Source organism: Microvirga tunisiensis (assembly GCF_009296175.1).
In the GTDB taxonomy this organism is placed as follows: domain Bacteria; phylum Pseudomonadota; class Alphaproteobacteria; order Rhizobiales; family Beijerinckiaceae; genus Microvirga; species Microvirga tunisiensis.
Genome location: NZ_VOSK01000114.1, coordinates 1 through 19,908, shown reverse-complemented (window position 1 = coordinate 19,908; position 19,908 = coordinate 1). Strand labels below are relative to the sequence as shown.

The 19,908-nt window shown below is 62.2% G+C and carries 15 protein-coding genes and 3 pseudogenes; 11 read left to right on the top strand and 7 right to left on the bottom strand.

Features of this window, described 5'->3' with window-relative positions; all coding sequences use genetic code 11:
* Positions 1 to 214: 214 nt before the first annotated feature.
* The 3 genes and pseudogenes from FS320_RS22870 to FS320_RS50840 form a co-directional block, all read right to left on the bottom strand.
* Positions 215 to 1,936, bottom strand: a complete 1,722-nt coding sequence (locus FS320_RS22870; protein WP_152714237.1) for an ATP-binding protein — start codon at positions 1,934 to 1,936, stop codon at positions 215 to 217.
* Positions 1,858 to 2,607, bottom strand: a pseudogene (locus tag FS320_RS22865) (ATP-binding protein); the annotation flags it as partial. The pseudogene FS320_RS22865 and the gene FS320_RS22870, both read right to left, overlap by 79 nt.
* Before the next feature lie 101 nt (positions 2,608 to 2,708).
* Positions 2,709 to 3,251, bottom strand: a pseudogene (locus tag FS320_RS50840) (adenylate/guanylate cyclase domain-containing protein); the annotation flags it as partial.
* 747 nt (positions 3,252 to 3,998) lie between these two features.
* Here FS320_RS50840 and FS320_RS22855 point away from each other — a divergent pair.
* The 8 genes from FS320_RS22855 (at position 3,999) to FS320_RS22820 (ending at position 12,198) form a co-directional block, all read left to right on the top strand.
* A complete protein-coding gene (locus FS320_RS22855; protein ID WP_152714235.1) occupies positions 3,999 to 4,262 on the top strand; it encodes a hypothetical protein in 264 nt (87 codons plus the stop codon).
* Positions 4,263 to 4,329: 67 nt separating this feature from the next.
* A complete protein-coding gene (locus tag FS320_RS22850) occupies positions 4,330 to 5,286 on the top strand; it encodes a DMT family transporter (RefSeq protein WP_244627310.1) in 957 nt (318 codons plus the stop codon).
* A 157-nt stretch (positions 5,287 to 5,443) separates the two neighbouring features.
* Positions 5,444 to 6,505: a LacI family DNA-binding transcriptional regulator gene (locus FS320_RS22845; protein WP_152714234.1), complete on the top strand. Its 1,062-nt coding sequence runs from the start codon at positions 5,444 to 5,446 to the stop codon at positions 6,503 to 6,505.
* Positions 6,502 to 8,367 carry a DUF2264 domain-containing protein gene (locus tag FS320_RS22840; protein WP_152714233.1) on the top strand — a complete coding sequence of 622 codons (1,866 nt, stop codon included), beginning with the start codon at positions 6,502 to 6,504 and terminating at the stop codon, positions 8,365 to 8,367. The genes FS320_RS22845 and FS320_RS22840 overlap by 4 nt, the downstream gene beginning before the upstream one ends.
* On the top strand, positions 8,364 to 9,377 hold the full coding sequence (locus FS320_RS22835; protein ID WP_152714232.1) for a hydroxyacid dehydrogenase: 1,014 nt from the start codon (positions 8,364 to 8,366) through the stop codon (positions 9,375 to 9,377). The genes FS320_RS22840 and FS320_RS22835 overlap by 4 nt, the downstream gene beginning before the upstream one ends.
* The gene (locus tag FS320_RS22830) at positions 9,374 to 10,183 is read left to right on the top strand and encodes a sugar phosphate isomerase/epimerase family protein (RefSeq protein ID WP_152714231.1); all 810 of its coding nucleotides are present in this window, start codon (positions 9,374 to 9,376) and stop codon (positions 10,181 to 10,183) included. Before FS320_RS22835 ends, FS320_RS22830 begins: the two co-directional genes overlap by 4 nt.
* Positions 10,184 to 10,255: 72 nt before the next feature.
* Positions 10,256 to 11,554: an ABC transporter substrate-binding protein gene (locus tag FS320_RS22825; protein ID WP_152714230.1), complete on the top strand. Its 1,299-nt coding sequence runs from the start codon at positions 10,256 to 10,258 to the stop codon at positions 11,552 to 11,554.
* Positions 11,555 to 11,907: 353 nt separating this feature from the next.
* A complete protein-coding gene (locus tag FS320_RS22820) occupies positions 11,908 to 12,198 on the top strand; it encodes a GIY-YIG nuclease family protein (protein WP_162003151.1) in 291 nt (96 codons plus the stop codon).
* Between the two features lie 115 nt (positions 12,199 to 12,313).
* Here FS320_RS22820 and FS320_RS22815 read toward each other — a convergent pair whose 3' ends face one another.
* The gene (locus FS320_RS22815) at positions 12,314 to 14,254 is read right to left on the bottom strand and encodes an adenylate/guanylate cyclase domain-containing protein (protein WP_152714229.1); all 1,941 of its coding nucleotides are present in this window, start codon (positions 14,252 to 14,254) and stop codon (positions 12,314 to 12,316) included.
* Between the two features lie 345 nt (positions 14,255 to 14,599).
* Between FS320_RS22815 and FS320_RS22810 the strand changes: the two genes are divergently transcribed.
* From FS320_RS22810 to FS320_RS22800, 3 genes are all read left to right on the top strand, one after another.
* On the top strand, positions 14,600 to 15,766 hold the full coding sequence (locus FS320_RS22810) for an alpha/beta hydrolase (RefSeq protein ID WP_152714228.1): 1,167 nt from the start codon (positions 14,600 to 14,602) through the stop codon (positions 15,764 to 15,766).
* Positions 15,767 to 15,864: 98 nt separating this feature from the next.
* Entirely contained in the window at positions 15,865 to 16,734 is an 870-nt protein-coding gene (locus FS320_RS22805; RefSeq protein WP_152714227.1) for a hypothetical protein, read from the top strand.
* Between the two features lie 91 nt (positions 16,735 to 16,825).
* Positions 16,826 to 17,647, top strand: a complete 822-nt coding sequence (locus tag FS320_RS22800) for a lytic murein transglycosylase (protein WP_152714226.1) — start codon at positions 16,826 to 16,828, stop codon at positions 17,645 to 17,647.
* Between the two features lie 364 nt (positions 17,648 to 18,011).
* Here FS320_RS22800 and FS320_RS22795 read toward each other — a convergent pair whose 3' ends face one another.
* The 3 genes and pseudogenes from FS320_RS22795 to FS320_RS22785 all read right to left on the bottom strand — a co-directional run.
* Entirely contained in the window at positions 18,012 to 18,620 is a 609-nt protein-coding gene (locus FS320_RS22795) for an alkylhydroperoxidase domain protein (protein ID WP_152714225.1), read from the bottom strand.
* A 14-nt stretch (positions 18,621 to 18,634) separates the two neighbouring features.
* Positions 18,635 to 19,300 (bottom strand): CMD domain protein, encoded by a 666-nt coding sequence (locus FS320_RS22790; protein WP_152714224.1) that lies wholly within the window; start codon positions 19,298 to 19,300, stop codon positions 18,635 to 18,637.
* A gap of 50 nt (positions 19,301 to 19,350) precedes the next feature.
* Positions 19,351 to 19,710: pseudogene (locus FS320_RS22785) on the bottom strand (putative FMN-dependent luciferase-like monooxygenase); the annotation flags it as partial.
* Positions 19,711 to 19,908: the final 198 nt, after the last annotated feature.

The following is a 19,908-nucleotide window of genomic DNA, read 5'->3' as shown; positions in this document are numbered from 1 at the left end:
CTTCGAAGCGGTGCGGGATCTGCAAGTGGATTGATCCCCATTGGACGGGGCCTCGGTACCAGATGCGAAGTCCGCAGCACGAGCTTGGCGGTGTCAAACCGTCAAAATCACTGTGCTAAGGATCTAGGGCTCTTTCGGGCAATTAACGCCGGCTGTGGTCCTTAGAGGAAACCTGACTATCAAATGATATGAATCCGGGAACGCTTGCTTTGGCTCAGGGACACCGGATCTGGAGCTTGTCCTGACCAGCCTTGAGACGGGGCTCAAGAACCGTTGCTCCAGTCAGATCAATCAACGCCTTGGCCTTCCTGAAAAAGCTTACGGCATCCTGACAGCGTTCATTTCCGAACTGCTCGAGCAGAGCATCGCCGGCGACGATCAGGGCGCGGCATTCGGTAAGTCGGGTCGATCGATTCCGGGATAGGCTGATCGTGCGCTCTGCGGTCAGAAGGGCCTCCCCGTACTGGCCCGCAAGAGCCTGGCATTCGGCTAAACTGGCCATCATGTCCGGCTCGTAGTCCAGGGCTGCCCTTGCCGCGTGCATGAAATTCAAACCCTCCTCAAGGCCATGAATTGCCGCTTGGTTGTCTCCCACGAGTCCTCGGGCCATCGCCATGCATGCATATGCAAACACCTTCAGGTAAGGCGTACCATGGCGCTCCGCGAGTTGGCACACGCGTGTTGCGTGAAATAGAGCCAGATCGACATCTCCTGACAGCCACGCGAGATCGACATAGCCGAGGTGACTGATGAATTGAACGGTCGGATCGATCAGTCCATCCTCAATTGCAAGCATATGATCGAGCCATGCTCTTCCCTCATCGCTGCGATTGAGATGGATCAGGATCCTAGCTCTCAAGCTGAGTGTCCAATGCTCGACACTGTATCCCAGAAAGCGGTTCTCAAAGTCCTGTACATATTGCAGCAGAGACAATGCGCGATCATTGGCCTTGAGAGCCTCATTGAAGAGACCAGCCCAGCCATAGGCCTGACTCAGTGACGCATAAAGCGTCGCAGCACGGCTTTGGTCGGCTGCGCTATCCAATATCGCCAATGCGTCCCTGACACGAGCGACATAATGGTCCGCGGCCCCTCCGCTTGCACCGCTAATCCTGGCCTCTACGAAAAGAAGCAGAGGGACCATCTTGTCGTCCGTCTTCTTCGCAACGGCCAGAGCTTCCTGGATGTAGGGAGCGGCATCCTTAGCACCCATTCCCTCGCGCCATCCAAGCCATGCGATCTGAGCGCTCGAGAGGATAAGCAAAGCATTATCTCTCGCAGACGGACTCTGAGCGTGGACGAGACGGTGTACGACCTGCCACTGCCGAATCGCCTGAGCCGGGTGCATCGACCCGATCCACTCCGCCGCTTTGCGGGCGTATTCGGCGGCTTTCGAAAGTATGCCTGCAGCTTCGTAGTGGAAGCTGATGAGGCCCGCCACCTCATCCTGTCGCTCGGCATAGTAGCTTGCCAAGGCAGGAGCGACGAAGGCATGAAGTCTGCTTCTGCGGGCTTTCAGCTGGCTTGAATAGGCCACCTCCTGGATGAGTGGGTGACGAAAGGAATAGTAGCGGCCGTCCGGTCTGTTCTGGTCCTGCAGGAGCTCGACGGCACATAGCCGTAGGAGCGCTGGTTTAGTTCCTGCATTTTGCTCCTGCGCACTCACTGCCTCCAAAACCGCGTACGGAACCTCTTTTCCGATGACTGACGCCATCTGCAGGAGCGTTCGATCGAAGGACGGAAGCCTGTCAATGCGCTCGCCGATGACGGCCTGAAGCGTCACTGGGAGCGGATTATCGTCGATCTCGCCTCCAAGACGGTAATCGCCAGGCTTGCCGATAAGGACTTCGCTTTCAATCAGAGAATGAATGATCTCTTCGGCAAAGAACGGGTTGCCTCCTGACCGGTCGGCGATTCGACGGCGTATGTCTGCCAAATCTGATGCGATCCAATGACGGAGGAAATGAATTCATCTATTTGGACGCCGTCAAGGTCCTTCAACTCCAGGAGATGAAAGCCTTCTCGATCAGTCCAAGGTGCCTGATAGGTGGGCCTGTAGTTGACGATCATCAGGGCGTAAGAGCCGACAATCGAATCCCAGAATGTTTCCAGAAAGGTCTCACTTGCGTCGTCCAGCCAATGGAGATCCTCCATTACGATGACATACGGATTGGAGGCATGACCACCGACTAACCACGAGATGATATCCAGAAGTGCCGCATGCCGCATTTTCGGGGTCATCGCCGGCACTGGACCGCTCTCGGCCACGCCGAGGAAATCGCAGAGGATCGGCAATGCGTTCTCTGGAGGAGAACCCAGTTTCTCCAGGCAGTCTGCGACTTGGCTTCGCGCAGTGGTGGGGTCGTCACCTGATGAAATCCCGAGCAACAGGCGGACGACTTCGAGAATAGGCTGGATGGGAGCGGCCTTTCCATAAGGCTGAGCCCTGACTTCAATTACCGGGATATGAATTCTCCGGCATCGCTCGGCAAACTCATAGCAAAGCCTTGATTTTCCACTTCCGGCCGAGCCGCAGATCCCGACGACATGGCTTTCACCGCGGAGAGCTGCCTGCAAGGACGATTCGAGGTCCGACATTTCCCGCTCTCGGGCTTGGAAAGGCGTGAGGTTCGAATTTTTGAAAAGCTCCTCGGATGACGACGGGGCTGCAAGCCGATGAGCTCAAAGATACTCATGTCATGAGACAGACCCCGGATGCTGCGGCGCCCAATCAATCGGGCGGAGCAATACCGCTCTACAAGGTGATAGCAATCTTCACTGAGATAGATTGCTCCTGGCTCGGCCAAGGATTGCACACGGTTGGCGATATGGATGGCGACTCCATAAGCCTCACGTTCGTTGATCGCCCCCACAAGCTTTGTCTCGGAAACGATCAACCCGGAATGCAGACCGATCCGAACAGCTGTCGCTCCGTATGCCTCCCTTGTTTCGGCCTGAATGGCCAATGCAGCCTGACATGCCAGCAAGGCATGCCCCTCTTGGACATGCGGCGCACCAAAGAGTGCCATTATACCGTCGCCCAATGTGTGGATGATGGTCCCACCGAAACGCTCCACCGCTCGCCGCATGAGAGAGACAGCCGGCGCCAGACGCCTCATTGCCTGTTCAGGATCAAGTTTTGAAACGAGTTCGGTCGAAGCGACAATATCTGCAAAGAGGATTGTGACGGGCTTGAACTCTTCCGTACTCTCCGGCTCCGTCGAAAAACTCTCCGATACTGGAGCATCCAGGACAAGAGGTGCCCCACACTGGCTGCAAAACCGTGCATTGTCCGGGCTAGATCCTCGACACAGTGATTTTGACCGGTTGGCCTGCCGTCTCTTGTGACGGCACTTCGAAGCGGTGCGGGATCTGCAAGTGGATTGATCCCCATTGGACGGGGCCTCGGTACCAGATGCGAAGTCCGCAGCACGAGCTTGGCGGTGTCAAACCGTCAAAATCACTGTGCTAAGGATCTAGGTTGTGCACAGCGTAGACAATTCATTGCCAACTCTCAGTTCAGCACCGTCCTATTGTGGCAGCAGTTGATTATTTAACGAGATGATGGAGACACAATGCAAGCTGCGCGTTGATGATTGCCGGGTCTTCAAAGCGCTGTTTTGAACAAATAATAATCTCCGCAAATTATATAATGTTTCATTACGCTAAGCTGTTCATCGATTGATTTAAGAAACTCAGCGGAAGGCGAGCTCCCGCAAGGACCTGAACCTCCATCTGGCGTTCAGGTTGCTATTCTTGTCCAGATGAATAAGTAACCGGCGCGCTCTCTGGCAGTATGGAAGCACGCCCCAGAGACAACCATACGGAAAGCGTCCGAGCTGGATTATTCTCCTTAGCCTTGCATCCGCCCTATTCTCCTCCCACATTGACGTGGCCTAGGGGTCCGGGCCCCTCTGGCGAGCGGGTCGCCGCTCGCGATGTCGGACACCTCTCTTGCCCTTGCGCCGACGAGCGCTCCCGCAACCGGAGGATCCATCATGGACTACGCGGTTTTTCGAACACGAACGACAACTGCCCCTTCCGGTGGCTTCCTGTCCATTCTGGTGAGAATGGTGGCCGTGGCTGCGGCAGGAGTTGCCCTGCTGGCAATGATGCTGATCGGTCTCTTCGTCGTGCTCCCTCTCCTGCTTGCAGGCGGCACAGCCTTGTATTTCTACCTTCGCCGCCGTGTGCGCCGCGCTCGGAACCACTCGCAGGAGGATGTGATCGACGCAGAATACACTGTCATCGACCGTCGGTAGCCTTTCGCCTATCAAGCTTGTCCGCCTTGCCTGAGCACATTTGTCGTTTCAGCAGATCGATAAGCTGATGTTAACGGCGTCGGACGAGACTTCCTGGGCAGATCTGCTCAATGTCGGGCCTGCCCGGATCAGGCCTTTCTCCAACATGATGCCTCCAACCGATGTCAAAGACCGTCATGTCGCCAATCGACAAGGGGCGGTCTTTGCCCTGGCGGACATGGTTCTCGTCGTCACGTCGATGGGAGTCATCAAGCAGGCCGGCGCGACCTTTCCCGCGATCCAGCTCGTCTTCTTCCGCGCCATCGTCGGGCTCCTGCTCATCGCCCCGCTCATATGGCGTTATCGATCCGACGTGTTCAACAGCCGGCAAGTAAAGGGGCATCTCGGACGGGTGCTTTGCAGTACGCTGGCCCTGAGCTGCAATTATGCCGCCACCGCCGCCCTGCCTTTGACGCTCGTCACCGTGATCGGCTTCACCCGTCCTTTCGTCATTCTGGCCCTTGCCGCGTTGATGTTGGGCGAGCGTATTCTACGGCGGCATTGGATATCGACCGTCATCTGCTTCGTCAGCGTGCTGTTCATCGTGAAGCCCGGTTCGATGAGTTGGGACTGGGGTCTGCTGGCGGCTTTGGGAATGGTCCTCTTCGGCTCCCTGAGCGTTATTCAGACCCGTCGTCTCACGGGAGAACACGCCGTCGTCCTGATGGTGTTCTACACCATCGGTCTTGCCATACTGACGGCCATCCCGGCGGCTTTCGTCTGGGTTCCCCCGGGACTGGACGACCTTCCTGCCTTCCTCATCATCGGCGTACTCGCCCAGGTCGGCCAATTCTGCTTCCTGCGCTCCCACCAACTGGCCGAAGCGAGCATCCTGGCCCCCCTCAGCTACGTCGTGATCGTCTTCTCCTCCATCGCCGATTATCTCTACTTCGGCATCGTCCCGACGCTTTCCCTCGTCGTGGGTAGCTTGGCGATCATCTCAGCCGCCGTCATCGGAACCCAGGTCGGCAGATCGCCGCGCTGACCATCACCTCGGTTCCGTGAGCGCAGCTGCTCGATCTCGGCACAGAGACACCACAACCCCAGTGCGATCCTCATGCAAAATTTTGCACTTGCATGAGGATTGCAACTTGGCCCGTCTTGCGCAACAAATTCATGCAACGAATAAAAGTGGGGAGGAGATGACGAGAGTGAGCCTCAGCCGTCGTCCGCGCCAGACGGACATCGCCCGCTTTGCCGGCGTTTCGGTGAGCACCGTATCGCGTGTCCTCGCGAACGAGCCCGGCATCAGCACGAATGTGCGGGATCAGGTGATCCGGATTGCGTCCGAACTCGGCTATAACATCCGCCCGGTGCCGAGCGCCCAGCCGCAAAACCAACGGTCCGTTGCACTCATACCGGTCGATCAGGCAACGGGCGGGCTGGGTATGTTCTATGAAGGAATTCTGAGCGGTCTGCGGGGGGCCGCATCCCGTTCGGGCGGCACTCTCCTGCCGCGGCTCGTCCGATCATCCTCCCTGAAGGCATCCGAGTTGAAGCACACCCTGTCGGAGACCGATGCGACGGGTATCTTCCTGGTCGGCATCGACCCACCGGAGGATCTGTGCGGCTGGCTCATTGAATCCAAAATTCCGACCGTCTGGGTCAACGGCAACGACCCTGACCTTCAGTTCGATTGCGTATCGCCCGCCAACTTTTACGGCGCGCGGCTCGCGACCCAGCATGTCATTGCTGCGGGCCATCAGCGGATCCTCCATTTCACGATGTCCCATCGCCACACGATCCGGGAGCGCGTCCGCGGGTTCGAGGCGGCGGCCGCGAAAAACGGCGTGACGACGCGCATCGTCCAGCTGCCCTCCGCATCCCGGACCAGCATGGAGGCCTGTGAAGCGATGGAGGCGGTTCTGCGCGACGAACAAGGCTTCACCGCCGCCTTCTGCATGAACGACATGATGGCGGTCGGGGTCATGGAAGCTCTCACCAATCACCATCTTTCGATCCCGCGCGACTTCGCCGTGATGGGGTTCGACGACCTGCCCTGCGCATCCATGACCATGCCGCGCCTGACCACCATGCATGTCGACCGGGAGGCGATCGGTCAGGAGGCCTATTACCTCATGCAGCGTCGCATCGCTGATCCCGGCGCAGAGCCGCGCAAGGTCGAACTGGCTGTCAGGCTGGTCGAAGGCGCCACTGTGCAGGCTCCTTGCAAGCAGCCCGAAGACGGAGAGCTCTCGGCATGACCTATACCCCCGTCCATGCCAATCCTCTCGCCGGCAACCCGCTCGAGACGAGAGGAGATGTCGAAAAGGCGCTTCTGGATCTCTTCAATCCGCTGCTGCCTGCCTTCTCGGAGGGAGGCGCCCGGGTGAGCCTCAGTGCCACGGCTGCCCATTTCGATCAGGCCGCGGCGGATCTGGAAGGCTTTGCACGGCCGCTCTGGGGCTTGCCCCCCTACGCCGCCGGCGGCGGAGACTTTCCCCATTGGCCTCTTTACGCCAAAGGGCTCGCCAACGGGACGGATCCCGAGCATCCCGAGTACTGGGGCAAGGTCACCGACCGCGACCAGAGGATGGTCGAACTGGCGGCGCTCGGCTTTGCGCTTCGCTTGATCCCCCAACACCTGTGGGACCCTCTCGACGAGCGTGCGCGAAGGAACGTCGCCACCTATCTGCTGGAAGCACGCCCCCACCAGTTCGCCGACAACAACTGGAAGTTCTTCCGGGTGATGATCGATCTCGGTCTCGAGCGGATCGGCATAGACTTCGACCGAACCCTCACCGAGCAATATCTTCAGGAACTCGAGGCCTTCTACCTCGAAGATGGATGGTACCGGGATGGCAATGTCCCGCGTGTCGATCATTACATCCCGTTTGCGATGCACTTCTACGGGCTGATCTACGCAGCCCTGGCGGCAACCGACGAGGGGCGGAAGCACCGGTTCCGTGAATGGGCCCGTCTGTTCGCCCCGAACATCCGGCACTGGTTCGCGGACGACGGCGGCGCGCTCGTCTTCGGCCGCAGCATGACCTATCGCTTTGCCTGCGCCGGTTTCTGGGCCGCGCTGGCCTTTGCGGACGAGGAGGCCCTGCCCTGGGGTGAAGTGAAGGGCTATTACCTCCGCCATCTGCGCTGGTGGGCCCAGTATCCGATCACCGACCGGAGCGGCGTGCTCACCGTCGGGTTCGGCTATGCCAACCTGCTCATGTCGGAGAACTACAATTCGGCAGGGTCGCCCTATTGGGCCTTCAAGGCCTTCCTGCCGCTTGCACTCCCCCCGACGCACCCGTTCTGGACGGCCGAGGAAGCACCGGCTCCCGTCATCTCGGAGACATCGTCCCAACCGCAGCCGGGCATGGTGATGATGCACACCCCCGGAAACGTCATCGCGTTGTCGTCCGGTCAGGAAAACCTCCAGATGCGGTTCGGCAGCGAGAAGTATGCCAAGTTCGTCTATTCCTCCCGCTATGCCTTCAGCGTCGAGAGCGACGAACGCAACTTCGAGGGAGCGGCCCTGGACGGGATGCTCGCCTTCAGCGAGGACGGCCGCCATTTCCGCGTGCGTGAAACCAATGAAGAGGCGCGCATCGCCGGGACTGTTCTCTATGCCCGCTGGCGTCCCTGGTCCGATGTCGAGGTGGAAACCTGGCTCCTCCCGGCCAACCCATGGCATGTCCGGGTCCACCGGATCAGAACGCCGCGTCCGCTGAGCACCGCCGAGGGGGGCTTTGCGATTCCCCGCGCGGATGCCTACCGGAAGCTGGAACGGATCGAGGAGCGAAACGGCGCTGCGCTGGTCGTCGGCGCCGGCGATTTCAGCGGCATCGCCGATCTGGGATCCTCGATTGAGCGCCGTGGAGTCGCGTTGAAAGCTCCTCCCAACACGAATCTGCTCCATCCGAAGACATTCGTGCCGCAGCTCCGCGGCGAAATCCCAAGCGGAGAAACGGTTCTGATGACGGCGGCGGTCGCGTTGACCGATCGGTTCGATGCGGCCGCGATCTGGAAGGACATTCCACCCGCACCGGCAATCGACGAGCTGGACGCTCTCATGTCACGGGACAGCCGCCGCGTCGGCGCCATCGCCTGGAGAATGGCGCCATGACCCGGCCCTACAGCGTCGCCTTCGCCATGGATCCTGCCCGTACGGAAGGTGTCCTCACGTCACAACTGCTCGACCGGCTGGCGCGGCGCTGCACGATCCTCGATCCCGACCCGTTCCGGTCGTTTACCCAGGGGCAGGCACCCGATGTGCTCCGGAAGACCGAAATCCTCATCACCGGCTGGGGCTGTCCGGCCATCGGCCGGGACATTCTGGAGATGGCGCCGCAACTGAAGCTGGTCGCCCATGCGGCGGGGACCGTCAAAGGGTTCCTGTCGCCGGATGTTCTCGCGGCCGGAGTCGCGGTCACTCACGCGGCCGAGGCGAACGCCATCCCGGTGGCCGAATTCACGCTCGCGTCGATCATCTTCGCCAACAAGCAGGTCTTCCGTTTTCGCGATATCTACCGCTCGGACCGAAACCGCACCCGGACCTTTCCGATGACGTCGCGATCACTCGGAAATTTCCATCGAACGATCGGCATCATCGGAGCCTCGAGGATCGGGCGGCGCGTCATCGAGCTTCTGGAGCCGTTCCACTTCAGGGTTCTGCTTCACGATCCGTATGTGAGCGCTCAGGAGGCAGCGGCTCTTGGCGTGGAGAGCGTTTCCCTGGAAGAGCTGATGCGGCGCTCGGATGTCGTTTCCATTCATGCCCCTGCCCTGCCGGCGACGCAGGGCATGATCGCCCGCAGGCACTTGGCCCTCATGCCCGATGGGACGACGCTCATCAACACGGCGCGCGGCATCATCGTCAATCAGGACGACCTCATCGATGAGCTGCGCACGGGCCGCATCGATGCGATCATCGATGTCACCCATCCGGAAGTTCCGGAGACGTCATCCGCGCTCTACGACCTTCCGAACGTCTTTCTCACGCCCCATATCGCCGGCGCCATCGGCAATGAGCGGGAGCTGCTCGGCGAATACATCGTCGAAGAGATCGAGCGGTTCGTCGAGGGCCGCCCCTTGCGCTCCGCCATCACGCCCGCCGCCCTGGAGACGATGGCATGACGTCGTTCCGGCCCGGCCTGTGCTCGGTGACATTCCGCAAGCTCGCGCCCAGGACCATCGTCCGGCTTGCGACGGAATGCGGCATCGAAGGGATCGAATGGGCGGGCGATGTGCATGTTCCACCCGGTCAACTCGACTTTGCACGCCATGTTCGGCGCCTGACCGAAGACGCGGGCCTCTCGGTGATCTCCTACGGATCCTACATCGCACCGCCGAGCGACGACGAGACTGCCTTCGCCACTGTGCTTGAAACCGCGCAGGCTCTCGGTGCTCCGAACATCCGCATCTGGCCGGGCTCGCGCAACCGCGATTCCGTGACCTATTCTCAGCAGGAGCGCGAGCACGCCGCGTCGCTGATCCGGCGCATGGCGAGACTGGCGGATTCCGCATCCGTGACGATCGGCCTCGAATACCATCCGAATTCCCTGACCGACGATCTCGCCTCAGCCCAGAAACTCATGGCGGAGATCGACGATCCCAACGTGTTTCTCTACTGGCAGCCCCGGCCCGGCTTGCCTCTCGAGGAAGCGCTCGACGAGCTCCGTGCCATCGGCGCCGAGACCTCGCATCTCCATGTTTTCGCGTGGGACGGGGAGAAGAGCCGCTATCCGCTGTCGGACCAGCGAACGTACTGGAGCAGGATCCTGACGGAAGCTCCGGAAACACGCTGGCCGGGAGACCGTTTCGCCATGCTGGAATTCGTCCGCGACGACAGTCCCGAACAGTTCCGGCTCGATGCAGCCGTGTTTCGTCAATTGTTGGAAGAGGTGAAGGACCGCCCGGCTGGAGCGGCCCGACCTCTATAACGACACTCGCCGAGGGGCGTGCTTCTCGCCCCCTCGCTGAAGAACGATGTGAGAAGCGTATGGGAGGAAGCCATGAAGACTTATCTCGATCGTCGTACCTTACTGAAATCCGCTCTGGCACTCGGCGGCGCCGCCGCCATCAATGCCCCCGGCATGAGCTGGGCGCAAGGAGAAGCCGCACGGCTGCGCTGCACGTGGTGGGGATCCCCCGACCGGGCAAGGCGCACGACCGACGTGGGCAAATTGTTCACCGAGCGCACCGGCATCGAGATCGCCGGTGAGCCCGTCGGAGCCGATTACTGGGCGAAGATCGGCACGCAGATGGCGGGACGCAACATCGCCGACGTGTTCCAGCTGGAGCCGAGCAGCCTCGCGGATTATGCCGGGCGCGGCGCCGCGAAACCCATGGACGAGTTCGTGGGCAAGCAGCTCGACATCTCCAGCTTCGGCGAGAAGATGGTCGATCTCTGCCGCGCCAACGGCAAGATCTACGGCGTTGCGCTGGGCCTCAATTCGTTCTCCCTCTTCTACGACCAGACGGTCTTCGAGAAGGCCGGCATCAAGCCGCCGACGCACGAGACCACCTGGAAGGAGTTCGCCGACATGGCGGTCGAGCTCACCAAGGCGTCGGGACGCCCCGATTATTGGGGCGCTCCCTACGGCGCCCGCTATCACTACGTGTTCGACGTCTGGCTCCGTCAGCGCGGCAAGCGCCTGTATACGGAAGACGCCAAGCTCGGGTTCACCGTGGATGATGCGAAGGAGTGGTTCACCTACTGGGAAGATCTGCGCAAGCGCAACGGCTGCGTTCCGGCCGATGTGCAGACGCTGGACCAGAACCAGATCGAGCGGAACTCCCTGGCGCTCGGCAAGTCGGCCATGGGCCTGACCTATTCCAACCAGCTCATCGGTTATCAGCTTCTCACCAAGAACAAGCTCGGGATCACCATGGTGCCATCGTCGGGACCGGGCACGAAGTCCGGCCACTACTACCGTCCGGCGCTGATCTGGAGCATCGGGTCGACGACCAAGAATCCCGACAAGGCGGCAGCCTTCATCAGCTTCTTCGTCAACGACGTCGAAGCGGGCAAGATTCTCGGTGTCGAGCGCGGCGTTCCCATGTCGCCCAAGGTGCGCGAGGCCATCCTGCCCAGTCTGAACGACGTCGAGCGCGCGACCGTGGACTACGTCAACCTCCTGGCCGACAAGGTGAGCGATTATCCTCCGCCGGTGCCGATCGGAGCCGTCGAGTTCGACAACAACGTCATGCGCAAGGTGGCCGATCAGGTGGCCTTCGGACAGATCTCGATCGCCGATGCCGCCCAGCGCATTCTGGAGGACGGCAACGCCGTGCTGCGGAAGGTGAACTAGAGGATCGTTCGGCGCGGCGCTCCGGTGGTGTCATTCCCGGCCGGAGCGTCAGCGAAGGGGAAGGGAATCGAGAGTGCTGAGCGTGGGAGTGGATCCCCTTCCCTCGCTCCGCTCGCCAGGGATGACACCTTCCACGTCATGGCCGGCCTTGTGCCGGCCATGACGTGGAGTGATGTCTGCTAAAGGTCCGGAGGCTTTCAACTCCCCGGCCGTCATCACCAGGCTTGTCCCGGTGATCTCGGTCCGAGAGGCGTCTCACTTTTCCGTATCGAGATGGCCGGCACAAGGCCGGCCATGACGTGGAGGAGTGGTGACGGCTTGTTATTCTCGAGGAACCAAGCCAACCTTGGGCTGTGAGACTGTATTACGTCTATATCATAGCGAGCAGGCCCGGTGGCGCCCTCTATGTGGGTGTTACCAACGATCTGGCGCGGCGCGTATGGGAGCATAAGACCGGGCACGGCAGCGGTCACGCGCGGCGCTATAAGATCGGCCGGCTCGTCTACTACGAGAGCTACCCGAGCATTGTCGATGCAATTCAACGTGAGACGTCGATCAAACGTTGGCCACGCACCTGGAAGACAAACCTGATCCTTGGAATGAACCCAACGTGGCGTGATCTTTACGAGGAGCTGAACGCCTGACCGCTACAACTCCACGTCATGGCCGGGCTTGTCCCGGCCATCCCGGTAAAGAAGAGCACGGCGCTCCATGCAAACGAGATCACCGGCACAAGGCCGGTGATGACGTGGAGGATATTCACCTCGCACCGTTCCCGGCTTCCACCCCAACCCGCTCCTGCACCTCGCCACACAGTTCGTAGACCCGGACGGTCGCCTCGAATCCCTTTGGCTGGATCGCGTCGATCATCCGGAAGGCGAAGCGGTCGGCGACGCGCTGGCGGACGGCATCGCTGACCAGGATCTCGGTGCCGTACTGCTTGTTGAGCGGCTCCAGCCGGGCCGCCAGGTTCACCGTCGCGCCGAGGACCGTGTAGGCCATCCGGTCGGCCGACCCGATGGTGCCGACGACCGCTTCTCCGGTGTGCAGCCCGAACCGCGTCCGGTAGGCCGGGCACCCTTCATTCTCGAATTCCGCATTGAGCCTTCGGTTGGCCTCGCGGCAGGCCAGCACGCCCGCGCAGGCATGGGCGACATGATCGTCATCGTCCGCAGGCGCGTTCCAGATCGCCATGATCGCATCGCCGACGAATTTATCCACCGTGCCGCCATGCTCCATGATCACCGCCGGGAGAACGGCCAGATAGCGCGAGGTCCGGATCATCACCTGCTCGGGATCGGCCTTCTCAGTGATGTTGGTGAACCCCGCGATGTCGGTGAACAGAATCGTGACCTCGCGCCGGGAACCGCCGAGCCGCAGCGCGTCGCCCGTTGCGAGAAGCTGCTGCACCAGTCGTTTCGGAACGAAGCTCGCAAATGTCCGCACCACAGTCCGCATGGTCGCGACCGACTGCCCGAGATCGTCGATCTCGCGGATCATCGACCGGACCTCCCTTGCCGGCCCGTCTGTCTGGAACTTCTGAATACGATCCGTCTCGACGGCAAGCGCCTTCATGGAACGGGACAGCATCGATCCGATCCACCAGACGGCCGGAAGTGTGGCGAGAACGAAGCCGAGCGCCAGGAAGAACAGCCGCCGCCGCCCCGCCTCGATCTCCGCGAAGAAATCGTCCAGTGGCGCCATGACGGCCAGTCGAAGGCCGGACGCGCCAGCGGTCTTGATCGACCGGAACGCGGCCACATAGGTTCGCCCGTCCGCCGCTTCGAAAATCTGCTGCGCCGCCCCGCCCTGCCGCCACGCATTCAAAGGCTGGGCGACATCGACGGTCGACATCTGATCGAGACGCGGCAGGTCGAGCGGAGCATCTGCGGCCCGGGCGTGCAGGACCTCCGACATGCGCGGGTGCGCGACGACCCTACCGCTGTCGTCGAAGAGAAATACGACGCCGGAGGTTCCAAGCTTCTGGGTTCGCAGAAAAGCGTCCGTGTCGGCGAGAAGGATATCTCCGGCTATGACCTCGCGCCGCCTCTCGGAGAACGGCACGCGCACCGTATAGCCGATCAGGTTGGCCGCCTTGAACACATAGGGATCGGTGATGGCGCCGGCGCCCGGCTGGAACGCGTCCCGATACCAGGGTCTCTCGCGCGGATCGTAATCCGCCTCGCGCCGCTCGTGGGCGATAACCGCCAAATCGGGGGCGAGATAGTCCGTGTATCGTATCCTCGACGAGCCATCCTTCGGCTGCTCGACGATGCTGAGCCGGAACGCGGCATCCGCCGGGGAACGGAGCTGAGCGCGCAGCGCGGGCCCTGCCCGATCCAGCACGTCGAGTTCGATGAACCCGCCATCGTCGTAGCCGACATAGAGGTTGTAGAGCTGTCCATGCCGGCGCAGAAGCGCCGCCAGAGTTGCATAGAACGGCGGATTGTCCAGGATCGCACCGGTCTCGACAGGCTGGAGCTGCCGCAGCACTTCGAGGATGTCGAGCACGTCCTTGAACTGTCCGTCGACCCGGTCGGCCGTATGATCGGCCACCCGATCGATGAAGGCCAGCGCGGCCGAGCGGCTGATCGACCGGGCCCGATCGAAGCTCAGGAAAACCAGGACGAGGCCGACAGTCAGCACAACCGCCACGAACAGCGCCGTGATGGAGAGTTGGTAGCCGAGCCGAACGCGCATGATCTCAGCCTTCCGATCGCCCCGGCCGCAGAGTTGTCCGAGATCGCCATCTTGTCAAAGTTGGTTGCATTCGCATCCTCCACGTCATGGCCGGCCTTGTGCCGGCCATCCCGATCATGCGAAGCGCGGCGCTCCAATTCATCGAGATCACCGGCACAAGGCCGGTGATGACGAGGGAGTGAGTGTCCCGCATCCAGCAAGCAATGAGAATATGCAGATGAGGAAGGGAGAATCCGGCTCATGATCGGGATTCTCCCTTCCTCATCCGCGGGTTTCGCCCGAAGCCTCATCAGGCTGACACCTCGCCCTGGACGTGCGACACTCGCTCGAGTGGAGAGACGGGTCATGGCGCAGAAAGTGACGGTCTATTTCGCAACCAACCGCATGCCGCTCACTGACGGGAGCGGTGCGATCATCGATTTCGGTTCGGAGCTCGGGCCCATCGACGGCACGGCGGTGCGGTTCGGCAGCGCTGAGGCGAGTGTCACGGCAACGAGCTCCAGCTTCATCTCGGGTTCACTCTATGTGGCGCCGGAACAGCTCATCGGACCGACGATCCAGCGCGGCAGCCGTGACATCTTCGAGAAACTGCGACAGGACATGCAGGACGGAGGACGTCCCACCCTCGTGGTGATTCACGGCTTCTCGAACACCTTCAAGGAGGCCATCGAGCGCGCCGCGACGATCATCAACTTCTACGGCATCGATGCGAACGTGTTCGCGTTCACCTGGCCTTCCATCGGCACGCTCCTGCCGACGCCCCTGCCTTACAACGACTACTTCCACGACCGCAGCACCGCGCGGGCCTCCGGCGTGGCCATCGCCCGCACGATGCGCATTCTCTACGACTTCATCGACAATCTTCCCCGTCAGGCGGTCTGCCGCCAGTCGCTGCACCTCATCTGCCACAGCATGGGGAATTACGCGTTCCGGTATGCCGTGCAGGCCCTAATGCAGGTGCCTCAGGGCGAGCCGCGCGAATACGTTCGCACGGTCGACTCCCCCGCGCCTGATGCCCGGGAGCGCCCTGTGCCGGCCTTGGTCGCCCTGCCGACCGAGGCGCCCGATCCCAATCGTCTGCGCCGCACCTTCGACCAGATCGTCCTGGCCGCCGCCGACGAGGACGAGGACGCCTTCGACGATGCCAGGGAGCTCCGATATCTGCCGCGCCTCGGCAACCGCGTCACCGTCTATCACACCCAGAAGGACTGGATCCTCTCGACCTTGAGCTCCGTGACCAAGTTCAACGGCCCGCGCCTGGGCGTGGACGGACCGGAGAACATGGCGATGATCAGCGACAAGGTCACGGCGGTGGACGTGAGCGACGCGATCGACCCGCGACATGATTTCCAGAGCCATCAGTACTATCGGATCTTCCCGGCGGTCCGCGACGACATCGTCGCCGTCCTGGCCGGCGAGCGGCAGGACAAGATCGCCAACCGGGACCGCACCGACATGCAGCGCTATCGCCTGCAGGCGCCGTCACGAGGGACGAGGCGAAGAACCCGGTAGGCTCCGATGCCCGTTTCGATATGTCGTTCGGCCGTTTCACCCTTTGACGTCGCAGTGTACACTGCGTCGACCGATTTCCTTATCGAGCGGAGACGGCAATGACCGGCTTCACCGCCAGAATCCTCGGGCTGCTCGGTTGCCTGCTGACTCTTTCCGTCGTTCTTCCCGCTCACGCGGATCCGTTCTTCGTCCGGGTCTACGGCAGGACCTACAAGATCGATCCGCGGCATCCGTCCGATGAGCCGAAAGGCCCCAAGCCCCAGGACGCCATGAAGGCCCTGCCGTCCGACCTCGGGCGGGGTCCTGGAGTCCGGGCGTCGCACGAGGAGGTTCTGGCCGAGGTCGAGGAAAGGGTCTGGATCGCCAGGAACCAGCTCGATGCGAAACTGGACGAAACGGCCGGGTCCCGGGATCGGCGCAACGCCGGGTCGGACCCGAAGGCGGTCAGGCAGGAGATCACGGGATCGCTCGCGACCGGAGACGGCCAGGCGCGCTCCCCGGAACTCCAGACGCTCTACGACCGCCAGAGAGCCCTGAACCTCCTCGTGCGGGAATTGCGGCGGTCCCTCGATCTGCCGGTCAGGACGCCGGAGACCGGCTTTTCGCGGCCGAAGCTGGCCCCGGACATCGAGGCCAGCTACCGCGCCCAGGACTTCGATCCCTATGCGGCCTATTACGGCTTCCGGCGCGTGAAGGCGGCCTTCCGGTCGGGCGATGCCGAACTTCTCTCCCGCGTGAGCCATTATCCCCTGATGGTGACGGGCAAGGTCAGGCGCACGATCCGAAACCGCGAGCAGCTGATCGCCGCGAAGGAGACCGTCATGAACGCCGCAATCCGGGAAGCGGTCGCCAAATCCACGTTCGAGAGCGTCTTCGTCCGGGACAAGGGGTTGATGCTCGGAGAGGGAGCGGTCTGGATCACACAGGACAAGACGGGCTTCGCCCTGGGAACCGTCAATCTGGACTAAACGTTACGAAGCTTGACCATGATGCCTCAACTTGGCCGGGATGAGGCGGCAACGTTTCACCCGACGTAAAACGATGTGTAAGGAGATCGGAATGATAAGGGGCTGGCAATACGGGATCGCCGCCGTCACGGGCTTGGTGTCGCTGGTGGGAATGGCCGGGGCAGCGGGCGCTGCGCAATGCGGCAACAGCGCGGCCGGCTTCGAGGACTGGAAGCAGGATTTCGCCCAGGAAGCGCGGGCCAGGGGCATCGGCGCCTCGACCATCTCCGCCCTCATGGCGACGAACTACGCGACGGCCACCATCGCGGCCGATCGCGGCCAGAAGAGCTTCCGGCTGTCCCTCGATCAGTTCCTGGCGAAGCGGGGCGGTTCGGTCATCGTCTCGCGCGGGCGGTCGCTCAAGCAGTCGAACGCGGCGCTTTTCGCGTCCCTCGAGCAGCGCTACGGCGTGCCGCCGGGGCCGCTGATCGCCATCTGGGGCATGGAGACGGCCTTCGGGCGCCAGCGCGGCAACCAGCACACGCTGTCGGCCGTGGCGACACTCGCCTATGATTGCCGCCGGTCGGAATTCTTCACCGATCAGCTCTATGCGGCCCTGACCCTGATCGACCGCGGCGCCCTCTCGAGCAATGCGCGCGGCTCCATGCACGGGGAGATCGGCCAGACCCAGTTCATGCCCAAGAGCATCCTGAACTACGGCAATGGCGGCAACCTCGACACCACGGCCGACGCCCTGGCGGCGACCGCCAACTTCCTGAAAGCCAATGGCTGGCGTGCCGGTGCAGGATACCAGCCGGGCGAACCCAATTTCAGGGCGATCCAGGCCTGGAACGCGGCATCGGTCTATCAGCAGGCGATCGCGCTGCTCGGCCAGCAGATCGACGGCGGAGCCCGGCGTTCGGCGGAGCGCTAAGGGGTCGAGAGACCGTTGATGACTTCTTGGACGTCATGGCCGGCCTTGTGCCGGCCATCTCGCTTGTTTGAAACGCCGCGCTCCTCCGATCGGGATCACCGGCAAAAGGCCGGTGAGGACGGGGGGCGGGGATGGAGGGGCCACGGCTCTTTCGACGTTTTCCATCATCCAACCGCACCACTACTCCTTCCGTCGTGGCCGGGCCTGTCCCGGCCATCCAGGTTTTTGGAAGCTCAACCCTCATCCTGAGGAGCAGACGTAAGTCTGCGTCTCGAAGGAGGATTCATGGCTCTCTGGAATCTCCTTCGAGACGCCGCTTTTCAGCGGCTCCTCAGGATGAGGTGGGAGAGTTGAAAGCGTCGCCTCACCGCCCGACCGGCGGCGTCGGCTCGCCGAGGGAGAGCATCAACCGGTTGGCCCAGTTGAAGAAGGCCGCGCCGTTGATGACGTCCACGATCTCCAAATCGTCGAGTCCCGCTTCACGCAGCGCCTCGATCTGCCTGTCGCCGAACGCGATGGGCGTATCCGTCAACGCCACGGAAGCCTCGATGATGGCGTTCCAGCGGCCGTCGATATCCGCCTCGACGCCCTCGTCGAGAAGACGCTGAACGTCGGGACCGCGCTTGGAATATTGCGTGGCGAACCGGGAATGGAGGGACGCGCAGAAGATGCAGCCGTTGGAGCGCGAGGTCGCCGTCGCGGCGAGTTCCCGCTCAGCGCGGGGAAGGCCGTTGCTCGTGTTGTGGAAGATGTCCTTGTCCGTCTTCGTCCTGGCCTGCAGAATATCCGGATCGCGGGCGAGCAGAAGAAAGTACGGCGACTTGGCGCGCGACGCATCGACGAGGCCGGCCCAGTGCCTGTCGGTCAGCTGATCGGCGGGGAACGGCTCCAGCCACGGGGCCCAGCCGAGCTCCTCCTGGGTGAATGCCGTGGGCTCCCGGTTGTCGGGATGCGACAGGGTTTTCTCGGTCATGGAATCGTTCCTTCTCAAACGGCACCGGACGCCAGGACGCCCGTGAAGATCTGCGTGTATTCCGCATCGGTGGTCTCGATTGCGGACGAGCCCGCAAGAGCCCGCAGGCCCGCGACGACGCGGATCTGGAAGGACAGAAACGCCACAAGCTGCGACAGGGTCACGATATCCGTCGTCGACCAGCCGGCATCGAGCAGCTTCTGCAAGGCGGCCGGGCTTGCATCCCGCGGATGGAAGACGAGCAGATGCGCATGCTCGAGCGCCGCGGCGAGCCGCTGTCCGAGGCTCTCCCGGTTGTCCGCGGAGACCTTGTAGACGGGCCCCTCCTTGTCCTCGACCGTGAGAGGACCCTGCGGATAGCGGCCATAGGGGCCCTCGACGGAACCCCGGGCAATCTCCGCCTTGATCGCGTCGGTCAGCCTGGGATGTCCGAGGTCCTGCAGGGAGGCGGCATAGAAGGCGGTCACGTGAGGCTGACGATGCAGGCCTGCCACGAAGGTAGCGACGGCGTAACGCTCGATCGCCGTGACATTGCCCGGGAACTCCGGCTCGAACAGCGCCTGAAAGCTCTTCTGCGCGTTCTCCCGGGCCTGCCGCCGCTGGTCGCGCAACGTGTCGAGGCTCGAACCCGGCTGGATCCCGGCAAGATGATCGATGACGTCCGATATGATGGTGCTCATGGTCTTCTCACATTCCAATTGTTGACGTGCCGATTGTTGACGTGGCTGGTTCAACGCACGAGGGCGACGCGCTTCTCAGACTTGCCTGCCGGGTTCTGCCAGCCGAGCGCCGGGGCGACCTCGCTCGCGATCAGTTCGATCGATCGCAGGATGTATTCGTGCGGAGGATCGATCGAGTGGACCTGGAACACGAGGTCCGTCACCCGTGGCAGGGTCGTGTCTCGGCTCAGGCTCTCGATCACGTCCTGGGGCGTGCCCACATGGGTGTCGAGGGCGGCAATGATGTCCACCAGGGTGTCGCCCGGAATCACGTGCCCCTTGGCGGCGAAATCGGCCACGACGCGGCGCAATCCCTTTTCCGCGAGGCGCAGCGCCTCCTCCCTGCTGTCCGCGACGAACAGCGAACGCGCGTATTGCCTCACCGAAGAATGCTCCCGACACGGATGGTCGTTGCCTCATCTTCATGCTCCCGGCAAGCCTCAGGGCTCTGCGGGCACCGAGCCTTGATCCGATGACCCGAACACCATGGCCCATGCCGCATCCCGGCGCCAGATTTTCAGACGCCGCTGGAGTGTGCGCAGATGCCGCTCGGAGTACTGGTCAGGATA

Coding starts and splice junctions, on each gene's coding strand:
- FS320_RS22810 (WP_152714228.1), top strand. CDS start 14,600: ATGGCGCAGAAAGTGACGGTCTATTTCGCAACCAACCGCATGCCGCTC.
- FS320_RS22795 (WP_152714225.1), bottom strand. CDS start 18,620: ATGACCGAGAAAACCCTGTCGCATCCCGACAACCGGGAGCCCACGGCA.
- FS320_RS22840 (WP_152714233.1), top strand. CDS start 6,502: ATGACCTATACCCCCGTCCATGCCAATCCTCTCGCCGGCAACCCGCTC.
- FS320_RS22790 (WP_152714224.1), bottom strand. CDS start 19,300: ATGAGCACCATCATATCGGACGTCATCGATCATCTTGCCGGGATCCAG.
- FS320_RS22800 (WP_152714226.1), top strand. CDS start 16,826: ATGATAAGGGGCTGGCAATACGGGATCGCCGCCGTCACGGGCTTGGTG.
- FS320_RS22855 (WP_152714235.1), top strand. CDS start 3,999: ATGGACTACGCGGTTTTTCGAACACGAACGACAACTGCCCCTTCCGGT.
- FS320_RS22850 (WP_244627310.1), top strand. CDS start 4,330: ATGTTAACGGCGTCGGACGAGACTTCCTGGGCAGATCTGCTCAATGTC.
- FS320_RS22815 (WP_152714229.1), bottom strand. CDS start 14,254: ATGCGCGTTCGGCTCGGCTACCAACTCTCCATCACGGCGCTGTTCGTG.
- FS320_RS22830 (WP_152714231.1), top strand. CDS start 9,374: ATGACGTCGTTCCGGCCCGGCCTGTGCTCGGTGACATTCCGCAAGCTC.
- FS320_RS22835 (WP_152714232.1), top strand. CDS start 8,364: ATGACCCGGCCCTACAGCGTCGCCTTCGCCATGGATCCTGCCCGTACG.
- FS320_RS22805 (WP_152714227.1), top strand. CDS start 15,865: ATGACCGGCTTCACCGCCAGAATCCTCGGGCTGCTCGGTTGCCTGCTG.
- FS320_RS22825 (WP_152714230.1), top strand. CDS start 10,256: ATGAAGACTTATCTCGATCGTCGTACCTTACTGAAATCCGCTCTGGCA.
- FS320_RS22845 (WP_152714234.1), top strand. CDS start 5,444: ATGACGAGAGTGAGCCTCAGCCGTCGTCCGCGCCAGACGGACATCGCC.